Origin of the sequence: Pseudofrankia sp. DC12 (genome assembly GCF_000966285.1) — a bacterium.
GTDB lineage: Bacteria > Actinomycetota > Actinomycetes > Frankiales > Frankiaceae > Pseudofrankia.
The window spans coordinates 2,041,655-2,066,018 of the sequence record NZ_KQ031391.1 but is presented as its reverse complement, the minus strand read 5'-3'; the positions used below and the strand labels follow the sequence as shown (position 1 = coordinate 2,066,018).

The window sequence follows — 24,364 nt, the reverse complement described above, 5'->3', positions numbered from 1 at the left end:
CGGCATGACCTACAAGACGATCGAGTTCACCACGGACGGGCGTCTCGCCTACCTGATGCTGAACCGGCCCGAGCGGCTCAACGCGCTCAACGACGACCTGGAGTCGGAGATCCGGGCGGCCCTGGTCGCGTTCGACCTCGACGACGACCTGTGGGTGCTCATCATCCACGGCGCCGGCCGGGCCTTCTGCGCCGGGCTCGACGTGAAGGAGCACAGCTCGTTCTCCTTCGGCTCCGACGACGCGACCCGCGGGGCGAAGGCTCTGGCCGCGGTGCGCAGCGGGCATGTCGGCGGCGCCCAGCACCTGCGCGGCACCGGCGGCGAGGGCTGGCTCGGGCGGACGGCGAACTACAAGCCGGTGATCGCCGCGGTGCACGGCTACGTGCTTGGCGGTGGGGCGCACCTCGCCGCCGAGTGCGACCTCGTGGTCGCCGCCGAGGACGCCAGGTTCGCGATCAGCGAGACCACGACGGGCATGTCCGGCTCGCGCACCTGGGCAAAGATCAATACCTTCATGCCTTCGAAGATCGCCTCCGAGATGCTCATCACCGGCCGGCGGATCGAGGCCGCGGAGCTGTACCGGCTCGGCCTGGTCAACCGGCTGGTGCCGGCCGGCGAGCACCTGCGCGCCGCCGAGGAGCTGGCCCACGAGGTGCTCAAGGTCCCGCCGCTGGCGGCGCGGGACTCGGTCCGGGTGACCCGCAAGCAGTGGGTCCCGCTCGCCACCCAGCTCGACGAGCAGATGCAGCTGTCCCGCCTCGACCTGACCGAGGATTTCCGGGAGGCCAACCGTGCCTTCGCCGAGCGGCGCGCACCCGTGTTCCGCGCGCGCTGACCAGGGGAGGACGGCGGTGACCCGCGAGGGGGACGACCAGGCCGAGGCCGGCTTCGCGGCCGGACGCGGCCTGCGGGTCGTCGACCTCGGCGCCGGCATGGCGGCGGCCATGGTGAGTGCCCTGCTCGCCGACAGCGGCGCGCTGGTCCAGCGCGTCGCCCCGACCGGCGACGGCGTGTTCGACGAGATCTATCCGGCGCACCGCGCCTGGCGCGCCGCCGCCGTCCCCGCGACGGCGGACGGCCTTGACGAGCTGCTGAGCCGGGCCGACGTGTGCCTGGTTGGCGGCGAGGACCACCCGGCGGTGGCGACCCGCCATGACGCCGCCGCCCTCGCCGCCCGTTTCCCACGGCTCGTGGTGCTCGACCTGACCGGCTACGTCGACGGCCACGCGCCCGGCGCGCCCGCGGTCGACCTGCTGGCGCAGGCGCGCACCGGGCTCGTCGCGGAGCACTACAGCGACCGGCCGCTGTTCTTCGCCGTGCCGTTCCCCACCTACGGCCAGGCCCTCCTCGGCACGCTCGGGGTGTGGGCCGCCCTCGTGGACCTGGCCGGCGGAGGCCGCGGCCAGGTGGTGACGGCGTCGCTGCAGCAGGGCACCGCGCTGTTCATGATGCCGCTGTGGATGTCGGCGGAGCGCGCCGACGCCGAGTTCCACAAGGTGACGCCCAAGGATGTCGAGCACCTGATCTTCCGGTGTGCGGACGGGACGTACGTCCAGTTCGCGATGGGGGTCGAGTCGGCGGTCGCGAAGCTGTACCGGATCCTCGACATCGACGTGCCGGTCGATCCGGCCGACCGCGGGATTCCCAGGCTGGGCGCGACGGCGCAGACCTACTTCGGTGACCGGCCGCTGATCGCCCGGCACGTCGCCCGCAAGCGCCGCGCCGGCATCCTCGCCGCGGCCCGCAGCGTCGGCCTGCCCGCGGCCCCGGTGCTCGAGCCTGGGCAGTTCTGGGCCGACGAGCAGACCGCCGCCAACGGCCTGCTGGTGGAGCGCGCGGGCGCCACCGTGGTCGGCGGCCCGATCAGGCTGACGGGCGCGCGGGAGCGCCCCGGCGGGCGCGCCGCCCCGGCCGCCCCGGCCGCCCGCGGTGGCGGCCCGCTGGCGGGGGTGCGGGTCCTCGACTTCGGCAGCTACGTCGCCGGCCCGTTCGCCTCCAGGCTGCTGGGCGACCTCGGCGCGTCCGTGACCAAGGTCGAGGCGCTGTCCCGGGATCCGAACCGCGGCCTGCAGCGGCACTTCATCGCCTGCCAGTCGGGGAAGCGGGCCATCGCCGTGGACCTGAAGTCCCCGGCCGGCCGGGAGGTGGTGCGTCGGCTGCTGCGCGACGCCGACGTGGTCACCCACAACCTGCGCCCCGCCGCCGCCGCGCGGCTGGGCCTGTCCCCTGAGATGGTGCGCGCGGTCAACCCGGACGCCGTGATGCTGCGGACCTTCGCCTTCGGGCCCACCGGGCCGCGCGTGGACGACCCCGGGTTCGACATGATCATCCAGGCGCTCGTCGGGCTCGAGCGGCGGGCCGGCGGCGCGCAGGGGCCGCCGCTGTGGTATCGGACGCCGTACCTCGACTACGCCGTCGGCGCGATGGGGGCCATCGGGGTCCTGATGGCCTGGCACGAGCGCCTGGTGGCGGGCCGGGTCGGGAACGCCTGGGTCAGCCTGCTCAACGCGGGGATGTTCCTGCTCTCCGACCTGTGCCGCACCTCCGGGGGTGAGCTGCGCGGCGCGCCGGGGCCGGACCCGACCCTGCGCGGCGCGCACCCGGCCGAGCACCTGTACGGCACGGCCGACGGGTGGGTGGCCGTCGCCGCGCGCGACGAGGCTCAGGCACGCGCGCTCTGGGGAGTGCTGCTGCCCGGCGAGCAGCCGCCGCCGCGGGCCGCATGGGACGCCGCGGTGACCGCGCGCTTCGACGCGGCGGCCGCCCGGTGGGAGACCGGCGAGCTGCTCGCGGCGCTCGCCGCGGCGGGCGTCTGGGTTGAGCGGTGCCGGTGCGACGGCCTGGCCGCGCTCACCGCGAGCCCGGCCGCGGCCGCCGCGCACCTGGTCGTGGACCGCGTCGACGACCGGCTCGGGCGCGTCACCGGCAGCCTGGGACCGCTGGTCACCTTCTCGCGGACCGCGCTCGACACCCGGGACCGGCCGGCCGCGCCCGGGTTCGGCGCGCACACGCGGCCGGTCCTCGCCGAGCTCGGCTACCCGGAGCCAGCGATCGACGTGCTGCTGGCGGCGGGCGTCGTCCGCGCCGAACCCTGAACCGCACTTCGTGAGGAGTACCCACATGGCTGGTGACGACGCTGCCCGCGGCGGCACGGTTCCCCCCGAGCTGGCCTACCACTCGCCGTTCAGCGTGGAGGAGGAGCTGTACCGCCAGACCGTGCGCACCTTCCTGGACAAGGAGATCGAGCCGGCCTACCACGAGCTGGGCACCGACAGCGCCGCCCGGCACGAGGCCTGGGCGAAGGCCGGCCGCGCCGGGATCCTGGGCGCGCAGATCCCGGAGGAGTATGGCGGCCCCGGGGGCAGCCCCATCGCGAACGTGCTGCTGTCCTATGAGATCGCCAAGTCGCACTGCTACGGCACCGTCGGCAGCCTGTTCTGCACCGACATCTCCGTCGGCGCGCTACTGGAAGGCGGATCCCCTGAGCTGATCCGCGCGTGGGCGCCGGGCGTCTGCTCCGGCGCGGCGATCCAGGCGATGGCCATCACGGAGCCGGACGCCGGCAGCGACGTGCTGGGCATGCGCTCCTTCGCGGAGCGGGACGGCGACCACTACGTGCTGTCCGGCACCAAGGCCTACATCACCAACGGCGACATCGCCGACGTCCTCTACGTCGTGGCCAGGACCAGCCGGGAACGGCGCGGCCGGAGCCTGTCGATGTTCCTGGTCGATCCGGCTACGGCCGGGGTGAGCAGGCGCAAGATGAAGACGCTGGGCTTCCCCGCTGGCAACACCGCGGAGCTGGCCTTCGACAACGTCCGGGTGCCGGCGGCGCACCGCCTCGGCGCCGAGGGCGACGCGATGAAGATCATGATGAACGCGCTGGGCTACGACCGGCTGCAGATCGGGTTCCGCGCGCTCGGCCAGGCCGAGCTGGCCTTCCGGATGACGCTGGAGTTCACCAGGCGGCGCACCGCGTTCGGCCGGGCCGTCTTCGACTTCCAGAACAGCCAGTTCGCCCTGGCGAGCATGAGGACCGAGATCGAGGTGGGGCGGTCCTGCCTGCACGAGCTGGTACGCAGGACCCGGTCGGGAGTCGCCGAGCCCATCGAGGGCTCCATCGCGAAGCTTTACCTGTGCGAGATGTCCAGCCGGGTGGTCGACGGCTGCATGCAGCTGTTCGGGGCGATGGGCTACATGGACGAGACCCCGCTCGCGCGTATCTACACGTCGAACCGGGTCCTGCGGATCTACGCAGGAACGTCGGAGATCATGCGCCAGACCATCGCGAGGTCGCTGTGAGCGCCGGGGACGGCCCGGTAGCGCGGTGCCCCAGCCACTGACCTTCTGCGCGACATTCCGTTCCTAGGCGCGAGTCCTCGTCAGGCCTCCCGCGGGGTGAAGAGCCACCTGAGTTCCGATTGGTGAGCCGCCGTCGGACCCGGGTGGCCGGTCGTGGGTCGGTCGAGCCCGCCAGGCGCGTGCCTGCGTGATGCCGAAGGCTTGGCAGGTTTCACGAAATATCGTAGACTCTTACGAAATAGCGATGAAGGAGTGCACATGGGCGGCGGCGCGGACCTGTCCCGGCTCGTGGACCCCGCGTCCGTCGTGGTGGTCGGAGCGTCGGACCGGGCTGGCAGCCTCGGCGCCAGGGCGGTGGAGAACCTGCTCGACCACTCCGACTTCACCGGGCGGCCATACCTGGTCAGCCGGACCAGGCAGACCGTGCACGGTCTGGCCTGCTACCCGAGCGTGCTTGACCTGCCCGAGGCGCCCGACGCGGCGATGCTGCTCGTCCCGGCCGCCCAGACGCTCCCGGTGCTGCGCGAGTGCGCCGATCGTGGCGTGAGGTACGCGATCGTCTTCACGTCCGGCTTCGGCGAGACCGGCCCCGAGGGCAGAGCCGCCGAGGCCGAGATGGCGCGGATCGGCCGCGCGGCCGGGATGCGCCTGTACGGGCCGAACTCGCCCGGACTGTGCAACCTCAACAAGCGCATCGGGTTCATGTTCTCCCCGTCCTTCCACCTCGACCAGCGTCCTGGCCCGATCGGCCTGGCCACCCAGGGCGGGGGAATCGGCCGCTGCTTCCTGCAGGCGATGGAGCGCGGCGTCGGCGTGGGGCTGTGGGCGTCCACCGGGAACGAGGTGGACCTGACGGTCGCCGATTTCGTCCGCTACCTCGCCGACGCCGACGACATCAGCGTGATCGCCACGGCCATAGAGGGCGTCCGCAACGGCCCGGCCTTCGTCGACGCCGCGCTGTACGCGGCGGAACGGGGCAAGCCGGTGGTGGCGCTGAAGGTGGGGCGTTCGGACTACGGCGCGCGCGCCGTCGCCTCGCACACCGGCTCGCTGTCCGGGGCCGCCGCGGTGAACAGCGCGGTGCTGCGCCAGATCGGGGTCGTCGAGGTGGACGACATGGACGAGCTGATCGAGTCCGCGGCCCTGTTCGCGCGCAGGCGGCCCACCGGCGGCGAGCGGGTGGCCGTCTACGGGTTCTCCGGCGGGGGGTGTGCGCTGTCGGCCGACGCGGTCGGCCAGGCCGGGCTCGAGCTGGCGACGTTCACCTCGGCAACCGACACGACGCTGCGCGCGGTGCTGCCGGACTACGCCGCGGTCGGCAACCCGGTGGACGCCACCTCGGACATCCTCACTCGCCCGGAGATCGGCCACGCGAGCCTCCAGGCGGTCGCCGACGACCCGGACGTCGGCGTCGTGCTGTACCCCTTCCCGTGCGACTACGCGGAGCTGACTGGCACGATCGCGGCGTCGATCGCCGCCGTGCAGCGGCAGACCGACACCCCGATCCTCCCGGTCTGGATGAGCGACCGGCTCGGGCCCGGCTACGCCGAGCTGGTCGACGGCGGCCTGGTACCCGTCCGCAGCGTGCGCAACGGCGTGGCCGCGCTGCGACGCTGGGTGTGGCGCGGCCAGTGGCGGCCGGCGGACGGGTGGCGGCCGCTGGGCACGCCCGCCTCGGGCGAGGGCCGGGTGACCCTGACCGAGCCGGCGGCCAAGGAGCTGCTCGGCCGCCACGGCGTGGCGGTGCCGGTCTCGGGGGTCGCGGGCTGCGCGGACGAGGCCGTCGCGATCGCCGGACGAGTGGGCTATCCGGTGGTCGTCAAGGTGGTGAGCGAGCAGATCACCCACAAGTCCGACGTCGGCGGCGTGGCGCTGGGACTGGAGGACGCGGCGCAGGTGCGGGCCGGCCACGAGCGGGTCCTGGCCGCCGCGCGGGCGGCCCGGCCCGACGCCGGCCTGCTGGGGACCCTCGTCGAGCCGATGGCGCCGGCGGGCCTCGACGTGCTGGTGGGCGTGACCGGGGATCCCGTCTTCGGGCCGGTCCTCACCTTTGGCCTCGGCGGCGTTCTCGTGGAGCTGTTCGACGACGCCGCGCGCAGGCTGCTCCCGCTGGACCTCGCGCAGGCCCGCGCGCTCATCGACGAGCCGCGCTGCGCGGCGCTGCTGCGCGGGGTGCGGGGAGCCGGGCCGTACGACGTGGACGCGCTCGCGGCGCTGCTGGTGGCGGTGTCCCGGGTGGTGGAGCGGTACCCCAGCCAGGTGGTCGAGCTTGAGCTGAACCCGGTCCGCGTGCTGCCCGCCGGCCAGGGCGTGCTCGCCCTCGACGCTGTGCTGGTGGTCACGGGCGAGCTGGAGGGAGAGTTTTGATCAAAACCGAGATCGGCCAGACGACCCCCGAGCGGATCACGGTTCGCGGGCACGACCTGGCCAACGAACTGATCGGGCAGATCGACTTCGTCGACATGCTGATGCTTGTCGTCGTCGGGCGCCGGTGTCAGGGCAACGAGAAAGAAATGATCAACACGATCCTGGTGACGGTCACCGACCACGGGCTCACCCCGAGCGCGCTCGCGGCCCGGCTGACCTTCACCGGCGCCCCCGAGGCCCCGCAGGCGGCCGTGGCGGCCGGCCTGCTCGGCGCCGGCAGCGTCCTGCTCGGCGCCATGCAGGACGCCGCGGTCATGCTGCGCGCGGCGGCGGCGGGGCTCACCTGGGACAGCCCGGACGGCGAGATCGCCGGCGTGGCCAAGCGGTACGTGGCCGAGCGCCGGGCCGCCCGCCAGCCGCTGTACGGCCTCGGGCACAACATCCACGTCAACGGGGACCCGCGGGTGCCGGTGCTGCGGGCGGTGTCGGAACGCAACGGGTACTTCGGCCACCACTGGCGCCTGCTGCTGGCGATGGACGAGGCGAGCCGCGCGGCGTACGGGCGGCGGCTGCCCGCCAATACCGCCGGGGCCGTCGGGGCGATGATCTTGAGCATGGGCCTGCCGCTGCACCTGGCCCGCGGGCTCAGCCTGGTCGGCCGGTGCGCCGGCCTCGTCGGCCACCTCGTCGAAGAAGAACAGCACCCGACCGGGTCGGAGCTGTGGAGCCTCGTGCTGCGCCAGGACGAGCGCAACGTTCTGCCGGAGGATCGCCATGCTGCGCGGTGAGGCCAATGAGGAGCTGTCCCGGGTGGGCAAGGGCACGCCGATGGGCGAGCTCTTCCGGCGGTTCTGGCTGCCCGCCCTGCTCACCTCCGAGGTCGAGGCCCCGGACGGCCCCCCGGTGCGGCTGCGCATCCTCGGCGAGGACCTGGTCGCCTTCCGTGACAGCAGCGGACGGGTCGGCCTCGTCAGCGCCTACTGCTCGCACCGGCTCGCCCCGTTGTTCTTCGGCCGCAACGAGGACGGCGGAATCCGGTGTGTCTACCACGGCTGGAAGTTCGACGCCGAGGGCCGGTGCCTGGAGACCCCGAACGTCCCGGCGGGCGCCCCGGACATCCGCGACAGGGTCGGTATCACCGCCTACCCGGTGCGCGAGGCCGGCGGAGTCGTCTGGGCCTACCTGGGGCCGAAGGAGCACGAGCCGCGGTTCCCCGGCCTCGAGTACGCGCACGTGCCGCCGGGGCACGCGTTCGCCGCGCGGTGGCTGCAGCGGACCAACTGGTCCCAGGGGCTGGAAGGCGAGATCGACAGCTCGCACATCAGCTGGCTGCACCGGGACTTCGACCGCGACACCACGAAGCAGAAGGTCACCGGGGCGCAGCTGTCGGCTGACGCCGCGCCACACATCGAGCTGCGGCAGACCGACTACGGCCTCGTCTACGGCGCCCGGCGTGACCACGAGGGCCAGTACCTCTGGCGGGTCACCCAGCTCATCCTGCCGATGTTCAGCCTGATCCCGCGCGGCCCCGGCGCTTTCGCCGCCGGTGGTGGGCGCGCCTGGGTGCCGGTGGATGACAACTGCACGACGGTGTTCACCTTCGGCTACCGCGTCGACCACCCGATCGACGAGGACGAGCTGGCCTCGTACTACCGCAGCGGCGCGCTCTTCCCGCCGCGTACGCAGCCGGGGCGGTACCAGCTCCCGGACGGCTACGTGATCGACACCTGGCTGCCGGTCGCGAACAAGGAGAACGACTACCTGATCGACCGGGAGATGCAGCGGACCGCCAACTTCACCGGGATCTGGGGCGTGCACGACCAGGACCGGGCGCTGGCGGAGAACTCCCGCGGCATTGGCGGCACCAGCCCCGGGGTCGCCGACCGGTCGTTCGAGCACCTGGTCAGCTCGGACCGCGCGGTCGTGACCGTCCGCCGGATCCTGCTCAACCTCGCCGACGCGTTGCGCAAGGGCGTCGAGCCCGCCATCGTCGCGGACCCGGAGCTGTTCGCCGTCCGGGCGATCAGCAAGCTCAGCCCGCTCGCGGCCTTCGACGCGTTCATGGCCGAGTACGGCCACGAGATGCGGGCGTCGGGTGCCCGCGCGCCGGTCCCGGCGGAGTGAGGCGGGAATGACGCACCGTCCGCTCGGTCTCGGGCTGATCGGCCTCGGCCTCGCCGGGGGCGTGATGGCCGCCGCCGCGCGCACCCACCCTGGCGTCCAGCTCGTCGGCGCCGCCGAGCCCAGCCCCGAGCTGCGCCGGCGGTTCGAGGCCGGCGAAGGCCTGCCCACCTACGCCGACATCGACGGCCTGCTCACCAGGCCCGAGGTCGACGCGGTGTACGTCGCGACCCCGCACCAGCTGCACCGGGAGCACACCCTCGCCGCCGCCGCGGCCGGCAAGCATGTCATCGTCGAGAAGCCCATGGCCCTGGACGCCGCCCACTGCGACGAGATGATCGCCGCTGCCGCCGCGGCCGGGACCATGCTGGTCGTGGGCCACACCCACGGGTTCGACCCCGCGGTTCTGGTCATCCGGGACCTGGTGGCCTCGGGGAGCTACGGCCCGCTCGGCATGGTCGCGCTGTGGAACTACACCGACTTCCTGTACCGGCCACGGCGGCCGGAGGAGCTGGACAGCGCCCGCGGCGGCGGGATCCTGTACAACCAGGTGCCGCACCAGATCGACGTCGCCCGCACGATCGCGGCCCAGCCGGTGCGGGCGGTCCGGGCCGTCGCGTCGGTGCTCGACCCGGCCCGGCCCGTGGAGGGCGCCTGCGCCGCGCTGGTCGAGTTCGCCGACCACGGGGCGGCGAGCCTGGTCTACAGCGGCTACGACCACTTCGACAGCGACGAGCTGCACGGCTGGGTCGCCGAGGGCGGCGGCCGCCGGTCGCCGGCGCACGGCTCGGCCCGCCGCGCGCTGCGTGGGATGTCGGCCAGCGCGGAGGCGCGGGCGCGGGCCCGGCACCTCGGGTACGGCGCCCGCCCGGCCGTGCCCCCGGCGCACCAGCCGCACTTCGGCGAGCTGGTGGTCACCTGCGCGCACGCGGACTTCCGCTGCGGCACGGATGAGGTGACCGCCTACACCGAGCGCGGCGTCGAGCGGGTCGCGGTGCCGGGCCGGCCCTGGTGGCCGGGGCGCGGAGACGTCCTGCAGGAGCTGGTCGACGCCGTGGTCCATGGCCGCCCCGCGTTCCATGACGGCTCCTTCGGCCGGGAGACCGTCCGTACGGCGCTCGCCATCGCACAGTCCGCCCGTGAGCGACGCGAAGTGTTGCTCGATCCGAGGGAGGTGACGGCTCCACATGAGCGGGTCCACTGAGAACCTGGAACTGCGCGTCCGGACGGTCCGGTGGGAGGCGGACGGCGTGCTGTCCTGCGAGCTCGTGCGCCCCGACGGATCCGCTCTGCCGCCGTTCACCGCCGGGGCGCACGTCGACCTGAGCCTGCCGAACGGCCTGGTCCGCGGCTATTCGCTGTGCGGCGACCAGGGGGACTGGTACCGGTACGTCGTCGCGGTCAACCGGGACGCGCACAGCCGCGGCGGCTCGGCGTGGATCCACGACAGCCTCCGTCCGGGACAGCTCCTCGAGGTGTCCGCGCCGCGCAACAACTTCCCGCTCGTCGAGGACGCCGCGGACAGCGTGCTCATCGCGGGCGGGATCGGGGTCACCCCGCTGCTGGGCATGGCGCGCCGGCTGGCCGCCCTCGGCCGCGAGTGGACCCTGCACCTGGCCGTGCGGACCAGGGGACAGGCTGCCTTCCTGGAGGAGCTACGCGCGCTCGCCGGTGACCGGCCCGACCGGGTGCGCCTGCACGTCGACGAGGAGGACGGCGGCAAGGTGCTCGACCTCGCCGGCGTGCTGGCCGGGCTGGGCGACGCAACGCACGTCTACTGCTGCGGGCCGCTGCCGATGCTGGAGGCATTCGAGAAGCAGGCCGCCGGCGTGCCCGCCGAGCGCCGGCACGTCGAGTACTTCGCCGCGGCCCAGGCGCCGGCTACCGAGGGCGGCTTCGAGGTGGAGCTGGCGCGCACCGGGCGGACGGTCCGGGTGCCCGCGGGCCGGACCATCCTGGAGACGCTGCTCGAAGCCGGGATCGCCTGCTACTACTCGTGCACCGAAGGCGTCTGCGGCTCCTGCGAGACGCCGGTCCTCGGCGGCGAGCCTGACCACCGCGACGAGGTGCTCACCGACCAGGAGAAGGAAGCCGGCGGCACCATGATGATCTGCTGCTCCGGTTCCAGGAGCGCCCGGCTGGTGCTCGACCTCTGATGGACGTTCACGCTGGCTCGGGACGCGCGGGCGGCCGCTCGCCGCTGCCCGGCGGATTCCGCGCGCGGAGGGACAGGCATGGCTGAGATCGTGCTGGGGATCGGGACGTCGCACAGCCCGCTGCTGGCGATCGGCCCCGCGCTGTGGGCGGACCGGGCCAGGGACGACTACCGCAAGCAAAAGCTGTTCCTGGCGGACGGCCGGGTGGTGTCCTATCCCGAGCTGGAGCACGAGGCCGGCGGCCGGTACCAGGACAGCGCGACCGCGCAGCGGTTCGCCGTGCAGGCGAGCCGGGCCCGGCAGGCGCTGGACCGGCTCGCGCGGGCCATCGAGGCCGCCGCGCCGGACGCGCTGGTCATCATCGGCGACGACCAGGAGGAGCTGTTCAGCCGGGCGCACCTGCCGGCCATCGCCGTCTACACCGGGCCGGAGCTCGTCATGCACCCGAAGAACGAGGTCAGCCCGGGCCTGCCGGCCTGGTACCGCGAGGCGAACAAGGGCTACAAGATGGACGCCGTCCACCGGCACCCGGTCGCCCGGGAGCTGTCCGACAGCCTGGTCGACGGGCTGGTCGGGGCGGGCGTGGACGTCGCGGTCGCCAGCGAGGTCCGCGACCCCTACCAGGCCGGCTTCGGCCACGCCTACGGGTTCGTCCTGCACCGCCTGTGCGGTGATCGCCCGATCCCGGTCCTGCCGGTGCTGCTCAACACCTACTACCCGCCGAACGTTCCCCGGCCCAGCCGCTGCTACGACGTCGGCACGGTCATCGGCCAGGTGCTGGCCGCCCGGCCGGGCGCCGAACGGGTCGCGATCGTGGCCTCCGGCGGCCTGAGCCACTTCGCCGTGGACGAGGAGCTCGACCGCAGGGTGATCCGCGCCCTGGAGACTGGCGATGCCGAGGCGCTGCGGGCGCTGCCGCCAAGCGGCCTGCGCTCCGGCAACTCGGAGATCCTCAACTGGGTCATGGCCGCGGGCGCGCTGGCCGGGCTCACCGTCACCGACACCGAGTACATCCCCGTGCGCCGCACGCCGGCCGGAACGGGGATCGGGCTCGCCTTCCTTGCCTGGCACCCCGCCGCCTGAGACGGAGCCTCAACATGATCATCGACATCCACGGGCATCTCATCACTCCGCCGGCCGTCTTCGCCGTGCGGACCGTGCTGCAGGCGTCGAACGGCCAGCACTCGAAGGAGTGGTACGTCGACCGGTACATCAAGGACGCGGAGATCGAGGCGGCCGCGCACCGCGGGGTGACCCTGATGGACCAGGTGGGCACCGACGTCCAGTTCCTCTCGCCCCGGCCGTTCGCGCTCATGCACTCCCACCCGGTCGCGCGCGACGTGCGGCTGTGGGTCGAGCTGCAGAACGACCTGATCCACCGCACCGTCTGCCTGCACCCCGACCGCTACCGCGGGATGGCCGGCCTGCCCCAGGTCGCGGGGGAGCCGGTCGACATCGTCTTCCCCGAGCTGGACCGCACCGTCGGCGAGCTCGGCTTCGTCGGGGTGCTGCTGAACCCGGACCCCGACGAGGGCGGCGGCCGGTCGCCGCGGTTGTCCGACCCGTACTGGTACCCGCTCTGGGCGAAGCTGGTCGAGCTGGACGCGCCGGCCCTCGTGCACAGCGCCGGCTGCCGCGGCCGGGAGACCTACGACGAGCACTTCGCCACCGAGGAGAGCCTGGCGGTCACCTCGCTCACCCATTCCGAGGTGTTCGACCGGTTCCCCGACCTGAAGATCATCATCAGTCACGGCGGCGGGTCCATCCCCTACCAGATCGGCCGCTGGCGGGCGCACTTCTGGCTGGACCTGGCGACCAGGAAGAAGCACATCGCGCAGTACTTCCGCGACCTTGAGCTCGCCGGCCTGGAGGGCACCGAGCTGCCGGAGCCGCCGGCGGACCTCGCCAGCTACGACGACGCGCTGCGCCAGCTGTGGTTCGACACGGACGTCCACAGCGAGCACTCCCTCGAGCTGTTGTTCAGGACGGTCGGGCCGGACCGGTGCCTGTTCGGCACGGAGCGGCCGGGCAGCGGCGGCGCCGTCAACCCGCGGACGGGACGGTCGTTCGAGGACTTCAAGTACACGATCGACCGCATCGGCGCCCTGACCGACGACGACCGCGCCCAGATCTACGAGCACAACGCGCGCCGGGTGTTCACGAGGCTGGGCTCGTGACCGCCCGCGGGAGCACCGTCGCCGGGACCATGGCGGCGGGCCTGGTGCGTGCCGCCGCCGAGCTGCCCGCCGCGACCCTGCACGAGGCGGCCGGGAAGGCAGGCGCGCTGCCCGCCGGGCTCGGCCCGGTCCGGCCGGGGATGCGGCTCGCCGGCCGCGCGCTGCCGGTGCTGTCCCCGCCGGGGGACAACCTCTGGCTGCACCGCGCGATCTACACGGCCGAGCCGGGCGACGTGCTGGTCGTCGGCTTCGGGCCGGGCGGTGACCCCCGGCAGCACGGGCACTGGGGCGAGGTGATGGCGGCCGCCGCGCTGCGGCGTGGCATCACCGGGCTTGTCATCGACGGCGGCGTCCGCGACGCCGAGGCGCTCGAGCGCCGGGGCTTCCCGACGTTCGCCGCCTCGCTGTGCATCCGCGGCACCACGAAGGACCCGGACGGGCGCGGCGCCGTCGGCGCGCCGGTGCGGATCGGCGCGGTGACGGTGTGCCGGGGCGACCTGGTCGTGGCCGACGCCGACGGCGTCGTCGTGCTGCCGGCCGCCACCGCCGCGGCGGCCGTGCGCGCCGCCCAGGATCGGGAGGCCGCCGAGCAGGCCATCTTCGCCCGGCTCGCGGCCGGCGAGTCGACGATCGACATCTACCGGCTGCCGGCCGGGGGAGGCCAGCAGTGATCCGCCGCTTCGTCGCCGTGCCCGGCGAGGACGAGCGGCCCGCCCAGAACGACAAGCAGGCTGACCGGGATGAGGAGCACGATGGCTGACGACCTGACCGAGCAGCTCGCGGCGCTCGACACCTGCGCCGTCTCGGACGCGCTCGACCAGCTTGGCCTGACCGGCGTGGCGCTCGGCTTGTCCTGCCTGACCGGCCCGGCCCGGGCCGCCGGCCGGGTTCTCACGGTGCGCCTGATCGAGGCCGCCGGCGCCGGGCCGAGCCGCCAGCACCTGGGCACCGCGGCGGTCGAGGCCGCAGGGCCCGGTGACGTGATCGTCGTGGACAACGGAGGCCGCGCGGGGGTGTCGGGCTGGGGCGGGACTCTCGCGCTCGCCGCGGTGCGGCGCGGGGTGCGCGCCGTCATCGTGGACGGTGCGTGCCGCGACGTCGACGAGAGCCGGGAGCTGGGCCTGCCGGTGTTCGCCAGGGCCGCGGTGCCGCTGACCGCGCGGGGCCGGGTCGCCGAGGAGGACTGGAACGTCCCGGTACGGATCTGCGGCGTCGCAGTGACGCCGGGCGACTATGTGATCGCCGATGGCAGTGGCGTCGTGTTCGTCCCGGCCGCGCGGGCCGAGGAGGTCGTCGCCGCCGCCAGCCGGATCGCCGAGCGCGAGCGGCTGATGGCCGACCAGGTCAGGCAGGGAGTCCCCGTGTCGCAGGTGATGGGCGCCAGCTACGAGACGATGTTGCGGGAACGGTCGTGACAACCATCGAGAGCACCGAGGCGGCGCGGACCGCCGCCGCCCTGGCCGAGCTCAGCTGCACCGACGTCAGCGACGCGCTGGACCGGCTTGGCCTCACCGGGCAGTGTCTGGGAATCAGGCCGCTGGACCGGTCGTTCCGGCTGCTGGGGCAGGCCTGGACCCTGCGCTACGGGCCGGTCGGGACCGACCCCGGCACGGTCGGGGACTACATCGACGATCTCGGCCCCGGCCAGGTCGTCGTCCTGGACAACCAGGGGCGCCTCGACGTGACCGTGTGGGGCGACCTGCTGACCGCGGCCGCCGCGCGGGCCGGGATCGCCGGCACGGTTATCGACGGCGTCTGCCGGGACGTCGACCGGTCGATCACCCTCGGCTACCCCATCTTCGCGCGCGGGAACTGGATGCGGACCGGCAAGGACCGGGTGCGGGTCGAGGCGACCGGCGAGCCGGTCTGCGTCGGCGGGGTGCGCGTCGAGCCCGGCGACTGGCTGCTCGGTGACGGCGACGGCGTCGTCGTTATCCCGGCCGCCAAGGCCGGCGAAGTGGTCGCGGCCGCCCGGGAGATCCACGATGCGGAGGAACGGATCCGCGCGGCCGTCGAAGCCGGGGCGACCCTGCGCGCGGCACGTGAGCAGTTCGGCTACCACCGGCTGCAGACCAGGCACCGGCCGTCGTGAGCAGGCGGCTGGGCGGACCACGAGGTCGACAAGAGGACGCAGATGGCACCGACGGATGAGGCACAGCGGTTCACGGGCTGGCCGGTGCTGGGCGGCCCGCCGCCGGCCGGCGGCGTGGCGTGGGTGATCGGGGTCGGCGCGCGCCAGGGGACCGGCGCGGCGATCGCGCGGCGGCTCGCGGCCGGCGGCATGCACGTCCTGGTGACCGGGCGGACCGAGGAGAAGCTCGCCGCCGTCGTCGCGGACATCGAGGACAAGGGCGGCACGGCGGCCAGCGCCGTCGCCGACGCCGGCACCGAGGCGGGGCTCGCCGGCCCGCTCGCCAAGCTCGACGAGCTCGGCCCGCCCCTGGTCTGCGTCTACAATGCGGGCGGCTCGCAGTGGCGGCCCAGCATCCTGGACATGGACGCCCAGTTCTTCGAGAGCGTCTGGCGGACGAACTGCCTCGGCAGCTTCCTGGTCGCCAGGGAGGCGGCCCGGCGGATGACGGCCCGCGGCGGCGGGGCGATCCTGTTCACCGGGTCGGTCTCCGGCCTGGTCGGGCGGCCGAAGCTGGCCGCCTACGCGTCGGCGAAGTTCGGGCAGCGCGCGCTCGTGCAGGCGCTCGCCCGGGAGTTCGCGCCGCGCAACATCCACGTCGCCAACGTGATCCCGCACGGCCCGATCGACGGCGACCGGCTCAACAGCCAGTTCCCGGACGCGAAGGACCGGCGCCCGGTCGACGGCATGATCGGCATCGACGCGATTGCCGAGACGTTCTGGCAGCTGCTCGTGCAGCCGCGCAGCGCCTGGACTCTGGAGATCGACCTGCGGCCCTACTGCGAGCCGTTCTCGGTCTGACGGGCTGCATCCCCGGACCTCGGCATGCGACGTGTCGTGGTTAGCCACGAGACTTCGGTGATCGTGCCGGGCGGCCCGCGAGCGCGCGGGCGTGGCCAGTCCTGGAGCGCGCCGTCATTCAGCCGCTGGGACCTTGGCTTTCTGTTCGTGGCTGTCCCACCGGGGGCCCCGGCCGGGTCCCGCGCGTGTTCGCCCAGTCGCTCTTGACGCAGATTACGAGGGAACGTAAAGTCCATCGAAATCCCGTCATCTGACCCGATGGGCGCCGAGCGGTCGACCAGGCGGCTGGCCGCACGCACCGCATCAGCTCACGCGACCGAGCCGGCTGTGCCCGACGGTCGCCTCGTGTCATGAAGATCGGCCGTCGCCGGCCGTCACGGGACAGGGCTGTCGACGAGTTCCGTCGAACCACTCTCATCGCCTCATCCACTTTCATGCCTTTAGGAGGCATTCATGGAGGTTGCCTTACTGTCGTTCCGCCGTCGGCGGATGTTGGTCGCTCTTGCCGCCACAGCAGCCGTGACGCTCGCTGGGTGCGGCGGCGGAGGCGGCAGCAGCGGCGGCGGCGGCGGCACGCCGTCCTCGAGCGAGCCGATCAAGGTCATGTCCTGGGCGCCGCTCGCGAACCCGAAGGTCGCGTTCCCGCAGGTCAAGGCCGCGGCCGAGGCCCGGGTAAGGGCGATCAACGACGCGGGCGGCATCCGGGGCCACCGGCTTGAGCTGGTCTTCTGCGACACGAACTACGACCCGAACACCGAGGCCGGGTGTGCGCGGCAGGCGCAGCAGGAGAAGGCCGCCGCGGTGGTCGGCGCCTTCACGTCCTTCCCCGGCACCTACTCCGTCCTCGAACGGGCCGGCATCCCGGCCATCGGGACTATCGGGCTGTTCTCGCAGGAGCTGAGCAGCCCGGTGTCGTACCCGCTCGCTGGCGGTGTTCCCGCCTGGTACACCGGCGCGGTCACCGAGCTGCGCGACGCGGGAGCCAAGACGCTGGGCCTGGTCGTCTGCAACAGCCCCGCCTGCTCCTACGCCGGTAAGATCGTTGAGGATGTGGTACCCCGGGCCGGGCTGCGGCTGACCGCCGTGGGGACCGTGCCGACCGGTACTCCCGACCCGTCCGCCGCGGTCGCCCAGGCCATCGCCGGCACCCCGGACGGCGTCGTCCTCGCGCTGCCGCCCAGCAGCATCCCGAAGGTCGTCCAGGCGCTCCGGGCGGCCCACTACGGCGGCAAGATCGCGTCTGTGAGCAGCGTCTTCCCGTCGGCGATCCTGCGGGCACTGGGCTCCGCCGCCGACGGCATCCTGCTGACCAGCCAGGTCAAGCCGCTCAGCGAGACCAGCGACCCGGCGATCGCGCAGTTCGGCAAGGAGCTCAGCGCGGCCAGCCCCAGCACCGGGAAGGACGAGTCCGCCGAGATCGCCTGGGGCGCCTTCGTGCTGTTCGAGAAGCTCGCCGGCAAGCTCGGCACGGTAAACGCGAGCACCGTCCAGGCCGCACTGCGCGGCCTGGACAAGCCGATCGGCATCGGCATCACCGCGCCGTACTCGACAGTGGGGAAGACCTCCCCGGTGGCGGACGCGCCGCGGCTGTTCAACCCGACCGTCTACTACAACCACATCGAGAACGGCGTGATCGTCGCCTCCTCGGACACCGCGGTGAACCCGTTCGCCGGCCTGGCAGCCGGGTCCTGACGGCCGGCCAGGCGAAGACCGGGAGCAGATCACATGCCCACTGGTGACGGGCCGCCGCCCGTGCTCGAAGCGCGCGGGCTGACCGCAGGCTACGGAGATCTGGCGGCGGTCCGCGGCATCGCCCTGCGGGTCGCCCCTGGCGAGATCGTCGCACTGTTCGGCGCGAACGGCGCCGGCAAGACGACCACGCTGCTGGCGCTGGTCGGTGAGCTGCCCCGCGGCGCGGGGGAGGTGCGCTGGCTGGGCCGGCCCACCAGGTCCGCACTGCACCAGCTGGCCCGCGACGGCCTGGCTTTTGTCCCCGAGCAGCGGTCCGTGCTGGCGAGCATGTCGGTACGGGACAACCTGCTGCTCGGGCGGGGCGGGGTCGACGCCGCGGTGGAGATCTTCCCGGAGCTGCGTCCGCTGCTCGGCCGCCGGGCAGGCCTGCTGTCCGGCGGCGAGCAGCAGATGCTGACCCTGGCCAGGGCGCTCGCCGCGCGGCCGGCGGCGCTGCTGGTCGACGAGCTGTCGCTCGGCCTCGCCCCGATCGTGGTGGAGCGGCTCTTCGCGGCGCTGCAGGACGCGGCGCGCGTCCAGCGGGTCGCGGTGCTGCTGGTCGAGCAGGAGGCCCGCCGCGCGCTGGGCGTCGCCGACCGCTGGTACCTGCTGCGCGGCGGCGAGGTCGTCGCTTCCGGCGACGCGGCGGGGGCGGACCGGCTGGAGCGCGAGTACCTGGCCGGTATCTCCCCGGCGACCTGAGCTGGAACGGAGAACTCGACAACTGATGGACGTCTTACGGTTCGCTCTGCTCGGGCTGGCCTCGGGGGCGGTCTTCGCCTTGGTCGCGCAGGCTCTGGTCCTGACCTACCGGGCCTCGGGCATCCTCAACCTGGCCCAGGGCGCCTTCACGATGGTGGGCGCGTACAGCTACTACCAGCTCGCGGACTGGGGAGCGCCGCTGGCGGCCGCGGTGGTGGGCGCCGTGCTCCTCAGCGGCCTGCTGGGAATCGGCGTGTTCACGGCCGTCATCCGGCCGTTGCGCCGCTCCTCGGGCCTGACCAGGGTCGTCGCCACGCTCGGGGTGCTCATGGTCCTGCAGTCGGTGGTGATCCTCTGCTACGGGATCGACGTCCGGCCGGCACCGTCGTGGCTGCCGACCCGGACCATCGAGATCGTCAAGGGCACCCCGGTCGGCCTGGACCGCTACGCGATCGTGCTGATCGGCTGCGCGGCCACCGCGGGCCTCTGGGCCGTCTACCGGCACACCCGGTTCGGGCGGGTCACCTCGGCGGTCGCCGAGAACCCCCAGGCGGCGGCGAGCCTGGGCCACTCCCCTGGCCGGGTCGCCGCGCTGAACTGGGGGCTGGGCTCGGCGCTGGCCGGGATCGCCGGCACGATGATCGGCCCGATCATCTACCTCGAGCCGACCCAGCTCGTGCTGCTGGTGCTGCCGGCGCTGGCCGCCGCGATGATCGGTGGCTTCGCGTCGTTCCCGCTGGCGTTCGCGGCGGCGCTGGGCATCGGGGTGGCGCAGGGCTGGCTGCAGCGGTACGTCGACAACCCGGGCTGGTCGACCGCGGTGCCGTTCCTGGCGGTCATCGGCTGGCTGGTGCTGCGGGGGCGAGGACTGCCGCTGCGCAGCCATCTCCTCGACCGGCTGCCCGCGGCCGGGAGCGGGCGGCTGCGCCCGGGCGCGCTGGCTGTCCTGCTCGGAGGGCTGTGCGTGCTGGTGCTGTTCGGCCTGTCCGCGCAGTGGTCGGCCGCGTTCAGCTCCACCGTCCTGACGGCGGTCGTGTGCCTCTCGGTCGTCGTCGTGACCGGGTTCGCCGGGCAGCTCTCCCTCGCCCAGTACGTCCTGGCCGGTGTCGGGGCGCTGGTCGCGGCAAAGCTCTCCGCAACCGTGCCGTTCGCGCTCGCCGTGCCGCTGGCCGTGCTGGCCACCGCCGCGATCGGCGCGGTCATCGGGCTGCCCTCACTGCGCACCAGGGGGGTGACACTGGCCGTCGTCACCCTGGGCCTCGCCGACGTGCTCTACCAGCTCGTGCTGGACAACAACGATGTCAACGGGGGCACCGCCGGGCTGCCCGTCGCCGCGCCGACGCTGTTCGGCTGGAACATCGACCCGCTGGCGCACCCGGAACGTTACGCGCTGGTCGCCCTGGGGGCGCTGGTCGTGGTCGCGGTCGCAGTGTCCAACCTGCGGCGCGGCGCCGTGGGGCGGCGGCTGCTCGCGGTGCGCTCGAACGAGCGGGCGGCGGCGGCGCTCGGCATCGGAGTCTACGGCGCCAAGCTCTACGCGTTCACGGTCGCGGCGGCGATAGCGGCCCTCGGCGGGGTGCTGCTGGCCTACCAGCAGTTCGTGGTGCTCACCCCGCAGTTCGCGGTGTTCACCTCGCTGGTCGTGGTCGGCGTGACCGTGGCCGGGGGCGTCGGGATGATCGGCGGCGCGCTGGTCGGCTCGCTGCTGATGCCGGGCGGGGTGACCAGCCAGCTGCTGCACGGAGTGCCGGACATCAACGTCTATCTTCCGCTGGCCGGCGGGCTGTTCCTGTTGGCCGGCCTGCGGATGGCGCCGGACGGGCTGGTCGAGCTGAACCGGCGGACGCTGGCACGCCTGCGCCGCCGGGCCGGCGCGGCCGGCGTGCCGGCTGCCGCGGAGCCGGCCGAGCGGCGGGACCGGGCGCAGCGGCGGCGCTTCGAGGGACGCGCGCTGCGCATCGACGGGCTGTGCGTCGGCTTCGGTGGCGTACACGCGCTCACGGATGTCTCGCTGCGGGTCGGGCCGGGGCAGGTGCACGGCCTCATCGGGCCGAACGGCGCCGGCAAGACCACCCTCATCGACGCCGTCACGGGGTTCGTCAGCCCGTCCGCGGGCTCTGTCTGGCTCGGGGACACCGCGGTCGACGGCTGGAGCGCGCGCCGCCGGGCCCGCGGTGGCCTGGTCCGCTCGTTCCAGTCCCTTGAGCTCTTCTCCGACCTGACGGTGCGGGAGAACCTCGCCGTCTCCTGCGACGACGGCCGGCGCCTGCGCTACCTCACCGACCTCGTGTACCCGGGGCGGGTCCGCCTGAGCGCGGACGCGCTGGACGCGGTCGAGCAGTGCGGCCTCGCCGCCGACCTCGGCCTCGCTCCCGAGGCGCTGCCGTTCGGCCGCCGCAGACTGGTGGCGATCGCGCGGGCCATCGCCGCCGGGCCGTCCGTGCTGCTCCTCGACGAGCCGGCCGCGGGCCTGGACACCAACGAGGCGGCTGAGCTGGGCCGGCTGATCCGGTCGGTCGCCGATCGCGGTGTGGCGGTGCTGCTCGTCGAGCACCGTGTGGACCTCATCGCTTCCTGTTGCGACGTCGTCACCGTGCTGCGGTCCGGCCAGGTCCTCTCAACCGGGGAGCCGGGCGACGTCCTGACCCGGCCCGAGGTGCTGGACGCCTACCTGGGCACCCGCCCGTCCCCGAAGCCAGCGGAGGTGGAGCGGGAAGAAGCTGGAACGTCCGCCGTATCCGGCACCGGTCAGGCTGTCGGCGGGCCGGAACGCGCTGACCTGCTCGGCTGACAGCATGAGCGGTCTTGCCGAAGCCCTCCGGACCACCGGGTTCGGTACGTCCACAACTAGTCAGCCGCGCGCCGGTCCGGGCCTAGGCCTGGCCGTGCCTGTCCGGCGCTGTGGGGCCGGGGTGGTGGCGGCCGGTGATGATCCAGGTGCCGGCGACGATGACGGCGGCGAACAGGAGGAGCCCGGCGCCGAGGATGGCGAGCAGGACCGCGCGGTCGCGCAGCGGCATGGTGCCGGTGAGGGTGATCTGGAGGGAGCCGATGGCGAACGCGATGGCGGCGGTGAAGATGGTGACGAGTTCGACGGCGCGGACCGCGGAGGCCTGGAGGGTTCGGCGCAGGTCGCGGTTGGCGGTGTCCTGGTCGCGCCAGCGGGTCTGCTGGTGGCGGGTCCAGGTGGCGCGGTCGAGTCCTTCCTGGGCCATCTCGCGTTCCCGCAGGTACTGCCCTTGCAGGAGTTCGTGGCTGATCCGGGAGCCGATCGCGGGCAGCAGGCGCAGCGCGGTGTCGATGGTGGCGAGCGCGTCGGTGTAGTCGGCGCACAGGCGCTGTCCCCTGGCGAGGCGGAAGTGGAACAGGTGGTCGTCGGGGTACTCGGCGACGGCGTTGGTGGCGCGGCGGCGGAGCTGTTCGCCCTGGCCGGGGAACGGTGGGGCGGCCGACAGGGCGTTGAGGCAGACATCGACGACGGCGCGCGACCGGCTCGTGGCGTCCCAGGCGGTGTCGAGAAGGTTCAGGGCATGGCTGGTGGTGATGGTGCGGCTGCCGAACGCGGCGAACGCCCGCAGCGCTGTGAACAGCGGGTCGTCGCGGTGCCCGCCGGCGGCGACGGCGAGCAGAGAGGACTCAAGGAACTGGTGGAGCTCGTCGAACCAGAAGTTCGAACGCAGCTTGCCGGCGTGATACAGCGTGGCGAAATAGCAGATGTCCGCGGAGCCCTGGTAGGCCTCGACGATCCGGCCGGTGGCGAGGGTGAGGTCGTGGCGGGACTCGACACTGTCCTTCGTGATGAAGGCGTACCCCAGCGCCCACTTCTCGACGATGTCCGCGCGGGCAGCCGCCTCGGTCTGCTCGTGCAGCCAGCGGGCGCAGCGGGCGGCGACCTCGACGGTGGGTTCGGCGAGCAGCCGGCGGCGCCAGTACCGGTCGGCGCAGATCAGCCAGGGATCGGTGACGAAGTCCGCGGACGCGATGCGGAACGGAGGTTCGAGGTTCGCCTCGACCAGTTCAGCGGCCACGGTCTCACAGACCCGGTCCAGCTCGCGGGAGTCGGCCGCCGAGACCGCCTGACCGAGCCGCGCGTCGATGGATGCAACGTCCACGTGGCCCCCTCCGCCGGATCTTCCTGGCATATCTACCACAACGGAATCGGGTCGGGCCGGTACATACTGCGAACATGTGGGTGGACGTGGTCACCGCGGTGCACGCGCAGTACGCGGCCTACCTGCCAGCGGCGTGGGACTCGCTGCGCCGCCAGCGCCATCCCCACTGGACTTGGCGGGTCCAGATCGACGGCCCACCCGCCGAGGTCCTGGCTGCTCTGGCCGGCTGCGGAGCGTCCTGCGACGGCCGGGTCCGGATCGCCGCGCACGGCACCATCGAAGGGCCCGCGGTCGCCCGCAACATCGCCCTCGGCGAGTGCACCGCGCCGCTAGTCCAGAACCTCGACGCCGACGACGAGCTCGAACCCGGCGCGCTCGCCGCCCTCAGCGGTGCGCTCGCCGCTCATCCCACGGCCGGCTATGCGGTCGGCCATGCCCGCGACCTGCACCCGGACGGCAGCCTGCACACGGCCTCACTGGCCGTGCCCGCGGGGCCGTTGGCCCGCGGAGCGCTTGCCGTCGCCTGGGCCGCCGCGCTTCCCGACCGGGCCCTGCCACCCGTACATCCGGCAGGCGTGATGTGGCGGCGAACCCTGCTCCTCGCGGTCGGGGGCTGGGCCGCGCTGCGCGGCGTCGAGGACACCGCGGCCCTCATCGCCGGATCGGCGCTCGCCACCGGAATCCTGCTCGACGTCCCCACCCTGCGCTACCGCCGCCATGACGCACAGCTTTCCCGCCACAACGACAAATTTTCGGGGGGGGGGAGTCAGTATTTGCTTATCTGGCAGCGCGCCTCCCTGCTCGCCGCCGGGCCCCCCTGGAAAGAATGAAGATGGCGGAGCGGGTAGGCGGCCTGCCGGTGGTCTTCTGGTCGTCGTGGATCTTCTTCGACGGTGCAATGCGGGCGGTGCGGGCTCGGACGTTGGACATGATGGTGCTGGTCGCGATCGGCACGGGCTGGGTCTATTCGCTGGTCGTCACGCTGACGGGCGGGGGTGAGGTCTTCTACGAGGCCGCGGCGCTGCTCGCCGCGTTCGTGCTGCTCGCCGCTTTGGCCATGTCCGGCTCCAGCGTCCTCGTCGCCGTCAACGCCGTCCTGCTCAAGCGCCTGCGCCTGCCCCACACCGTCACTGCGCCCGGGCCGACGACGGTGGTCTCCGCCCGCACCGCCGACCTCCCACCGGTTCTCCCAGCGAGGTAAGTCCTTCGACCGGTTGCCCACCGGCGAAGGAGAGACGTCTTCGGCGCTTCTCGCCGGTGAGGTGTCGGGTAGCCCCAGCGCATTGCTGCGCCGGGGCCCCCTCAGATCCGGACGTGCGGGTCATCCCCGCATCCGGCTCAAGCAGCCGTCAAGGGCGGTCGGGTCTCTGGATGGGCTGATCCGCGCCGATCTGTGCCGCGTCGTGGTGACGGTGGGCGCAGTCGGCATGCACGAGGCGGGGTGTCGTCCGATTGTCGCTGCTGGTGCGGGTGACCTGGTAGGTCATTTTCCTGCGGACGGCGGCGTACCACTGCTCCCACTGGCTGGGGGAGTCGGGCGGGTCGCTGTCGAAAAGCAGCGGCTCCCTGCACAGCGGGCATTGTCGTGCCTGCGCGCGTAAGTGACCACCCGTCGCGGGACCTTCCGTTTTCGCGTCAGCGTTACCCGGGAAAGTCCCTCGTCATCCCCCTGGCCAGCGACCAAAACCCCGGAGTTTGGGGAGAGCGGCTGATGCGCAGAGCGCGCCGGGTAGCAGTGGCAGCCCTCGCCTGCGTGATCCTTTG

Annotated in this window: 20 protein-coding genes; 19 read left to right on the top strand and 1 reads right to left on the bottom strand. The window is 73.2% G+C overall.

All coding sequences use genetic code 11. The features are described 5' to 3' along the window. Nucleotides 1–4 precede the first annotated feature (4 nt). From FRADC12_RS08370 to FRADC12_RS08290, 17 genes are all read left to right on the top strand, one after another. Entirely contained in the window at nucleotides 5–835 is an 831-nt protein-coding gene (locus FRADC12_RS08370; protein ID WP_045876235.1) for an enoyl-CoA hydratase/isomerase family protein, read from the top strand. A gap of 16 nt (nucleotides 836–851) precedes the next feature. After that, nucleotides 852–3,095: a CoA transferase gene (locus FRADC12_RS08365; RefSeq protein ID WP_045876234.1), complete on the top strand. Its 2,244-nt coding sequence runs from the start codon at nucleotides 852–854 to the stop codon at nucleotides 3,093–3,095. A gap of 25 nt (nucleotides 3,096–3,120) precedes the next feature. After that, nucleotides 3,121–4,302, top strand: a complete 1,182-nt coding sequence (locus tag FRADC12_RS08360; protein WP_045876233.1) for an acyl-CoA dehydrogenase family protein — start codon at nucleotides 3,121–3,123, stop codon at nucleotides 4,300–4,302. 258 nt (nucleotides 4,303–4,560) lie between these two features. Then, complete coding sequence (locus FRADC12_RS08355) at nucleotides 4,561–6,669, top strand: acetate--CoA ligase family protein (protein WP_045876232.1); 2,109 nt, start codon at nucleotides 4,561–4,563, stop codon at nucleotides 6,667–6,669. Next, complete coding sequence (locus FRADC12_RS08350; protein ID WP_045876231.1) at nucleotides 6,666–7,457, top strand: citryl-CoA lyase; 792 nt, start codon at nucleotides 6,666–6,668, stop codon at nucleotides 7,455–7,457. The genes FRADC12_RS08355 and FRADC12_RS08350 overlap by 4 nt, the downstream gene beginning before the upstream one ends. After that, the gene (locus FRADC12_RS08345; protein ID WP_052710760.1) at nucleotides 7,444–8,793 is read left to right on the top strand and encodes a Rieske 2Fe-2S domain-containing protein; all 1,350 of its coding nucleotides are present in this window, start codon (nucleotides 7,444–7,446) and stop codon (nucleotides 8,791–8,793) included. The genes FRADC12_RS08350 and FRADC12_RS08345 overlap by 14 nt, the downstream gene beginning before the upstream one ends. Nucleotides 8,794–8,800: 7 nt before the next feature. Further along, nucleotides 8,801–9,994: a Gfo/Idh/MocA family oxidoreductase gene (locus tag FRADC12_RS08340; RefSeq protein WP_045879257.1), complete on the top strand. Its 1,194-nt coding sequence runs from the start codon at nucleotides 8,801–8,803 to the stop codon at nucleotides 9,992–9,994. Continuing rightward, complete coding sequence (locus FRADC12_RS08335) at nucleotides 9,978–10,946, top strand: PDR/VanB family oxidoreductase (RefSeq protein ID WP_045876230.1); 969 nt, start codon at nucleotides 9,978–9,980, stop codon at nucleotides 10,944–10,946. The genes FRADC12_RS08340 and FRADC12_RS08335 overlap by 17 nt, the downstream gene beginning before the upstream one ends. A 78-nt stretch (nucleotides 10,947–11,024) precedes the next feature. Then, nucleotides 11,025–12,029 carry a DODA-type extradiol aromatic ring-opening family dioxygenase gene (locus FRADC12_RS08330; RefSeq protein WP_045876229.1) on the top strand — a complete coding sequence of 335 codons (1,005 nt, stop codon included), beginning with the start codon at nucleotides 11,025–11,027 and terminating at the stop codon, nucleotides 12,027–12,029. 14 nt (nucleotides 12,030–12,043) lie between these two features. Beyond that, nucleotides 12,044–13,123, top strand: coding sequence for an amidohydrolase family protein (locus FRADC12_RS08325; protein WP_045876228.1), 1,080 nt, complete (start codon nucleotides 12,044–12,046; stop codon nucleotides 13,121–13,123). Beyond that, the gene (locus tag FRADC12_RS08320) at nucleotides 13,120–13,794 is read left to right on the top strand and encodes an RraA family protein (protein ID WP_232303676.1); all 675 of its coding nucleotides are present in this window, start codon (nucleotides 13,120–13,122) and stop codon (nucleotides 13,792–13,794) included. The genes FRADC12_RS08325 and FRADC12_RS08320 overlap by 4 nt, the downstream gene beginning before the upstream one ends. Before the next feature lie 81 nt (nucleotides 13,795–13,875). After that, nucleotides 13,876–14,538, top strand: coding sequence for an RraA family protein (locus tag FRADC12_RS08315; RefSeq protein ID WP_198152828.1), 663 nt, complete (start codon nucleotides 13,876–13,878; stop codon nucleotides 14,536–14,538). Then, the gene (locus FRADC12_RS08310) at nucleotides 14,535–15,215 is read left to right on the top strand and encodes an RraA family protein (RefSeq protein ID WP_198152827.1); all 681 of its coding nucleotides are present in this window, start codon (nucleotides 14,535–14,537) and stop codon (nucleotides 15,213–15,215) included. Before FRADC12_RS08315 ends, FRADC12_RS08310 begins: the two co-directional genes overlap by 4 nt. Before the next feature lie 42 nt (nucleotides 15,216–15,257). Continuing rightward, nucleotides 15,258–16,055, top strand: a complete 798-nt coding sequence (locus tag FRADC12_RS08305; RefSeq protein ID WP_052710758.1) for an SDR family NAD(P)-dependent oxidoreductase — start codon at nucleotides 15,258–15,260, stop codon at nucleotides 16,053–16,055. Between the two features lie 453 nt (nucleotides 16,056–16,508). Next, on the top strand, nucleotides 16,509–17,747 hold the full coding sequence (locus tag FRADC12_RS28190; protein ID WP_084010519.1) for an ABC transporter substrate-binding protein: 1,239 nt from the start codon (nucleotides 16,509–16,511) through the stop codon (nucleotides 17,745–17,747). A gap of 33 nt (nucleotides 17,748–17,780) precedes the next feature. Next, nucleotides 17,781–18,488, top strand: coding sequence for an ABC transporter ATP-binding protein (locus FRADC12_RS08295; RefSeq protein WP_045876226.1), 708 nt, complete (start codon nucleotides 17,781–17,783; stop codon nucleotides 18,486–18,488). A 25-nt stretch (nucleotides 18,489–18,513) separates the two neighbouring features. Then, nucleotides 18,514–21,279, top strand: a complete 2,766-nt coding sequence (locus tag FRADC12_RS08290) for a branched-chain amino acid ABC transporter permease/ATP-binding protein (protein WP_052710756.1) — start codon at nucleotides 18,514–18,516, stop codon at nucleotides 21,277–21,279. 82 nt (nucleotides 21,280–21,361) lie between these two features. Here FRADC12_RS08290 and FRADC12_RS08285 read toward each other — a convergent pair whose 3' ends face one another. Next, complete coding sequence (locus FRADC12_RS08285; protein WP_045876224.1) at nucleotides 21,362–22,600, bottom strand: hypothetical protein; 1,239 nt, start codon at nucleotides 22,598–22,600, stop codon at nucleotides 21,362–21,364. Nucleotides 22,601–22,674: 74 nt separating this feature from the next. Here FRADC12_RS08285 and FRADC12_RS08280 point away from each other — a divergent pair, with 74 nt between their 5' ends. Together FRADC12_RS08280 and FRADC12_RS34820 are read left to right on the top strand one after the other, a co-directional pair. Further along, on the top strand, nucleotides 22,675–23,430 hold the full coding sequence (locus FRADC12_RS08280) for a glycosyltransferase (protein ID WP_045876223.1): 756 nt from the start codon (nucleotides 22,675–22,677) through the stop codon (nucleotides 23,428–23,430). Between the two features lie 2 nt (nucleotides 23,431–23,432). Next, on the top strand, nucleotides 23,433–23,801 hold the full coding sequence (locus FRADC12_RS34820) for a hypothetical protein (RefSeq protein WP_232303675.1): 369 nt from the start codon (nucleotides 23,433–23,435) through the stop codon (nucleotides 23,799–23,801). Nucleotides 23,802–24,364 lie beyond the last annotated feature (563 nt).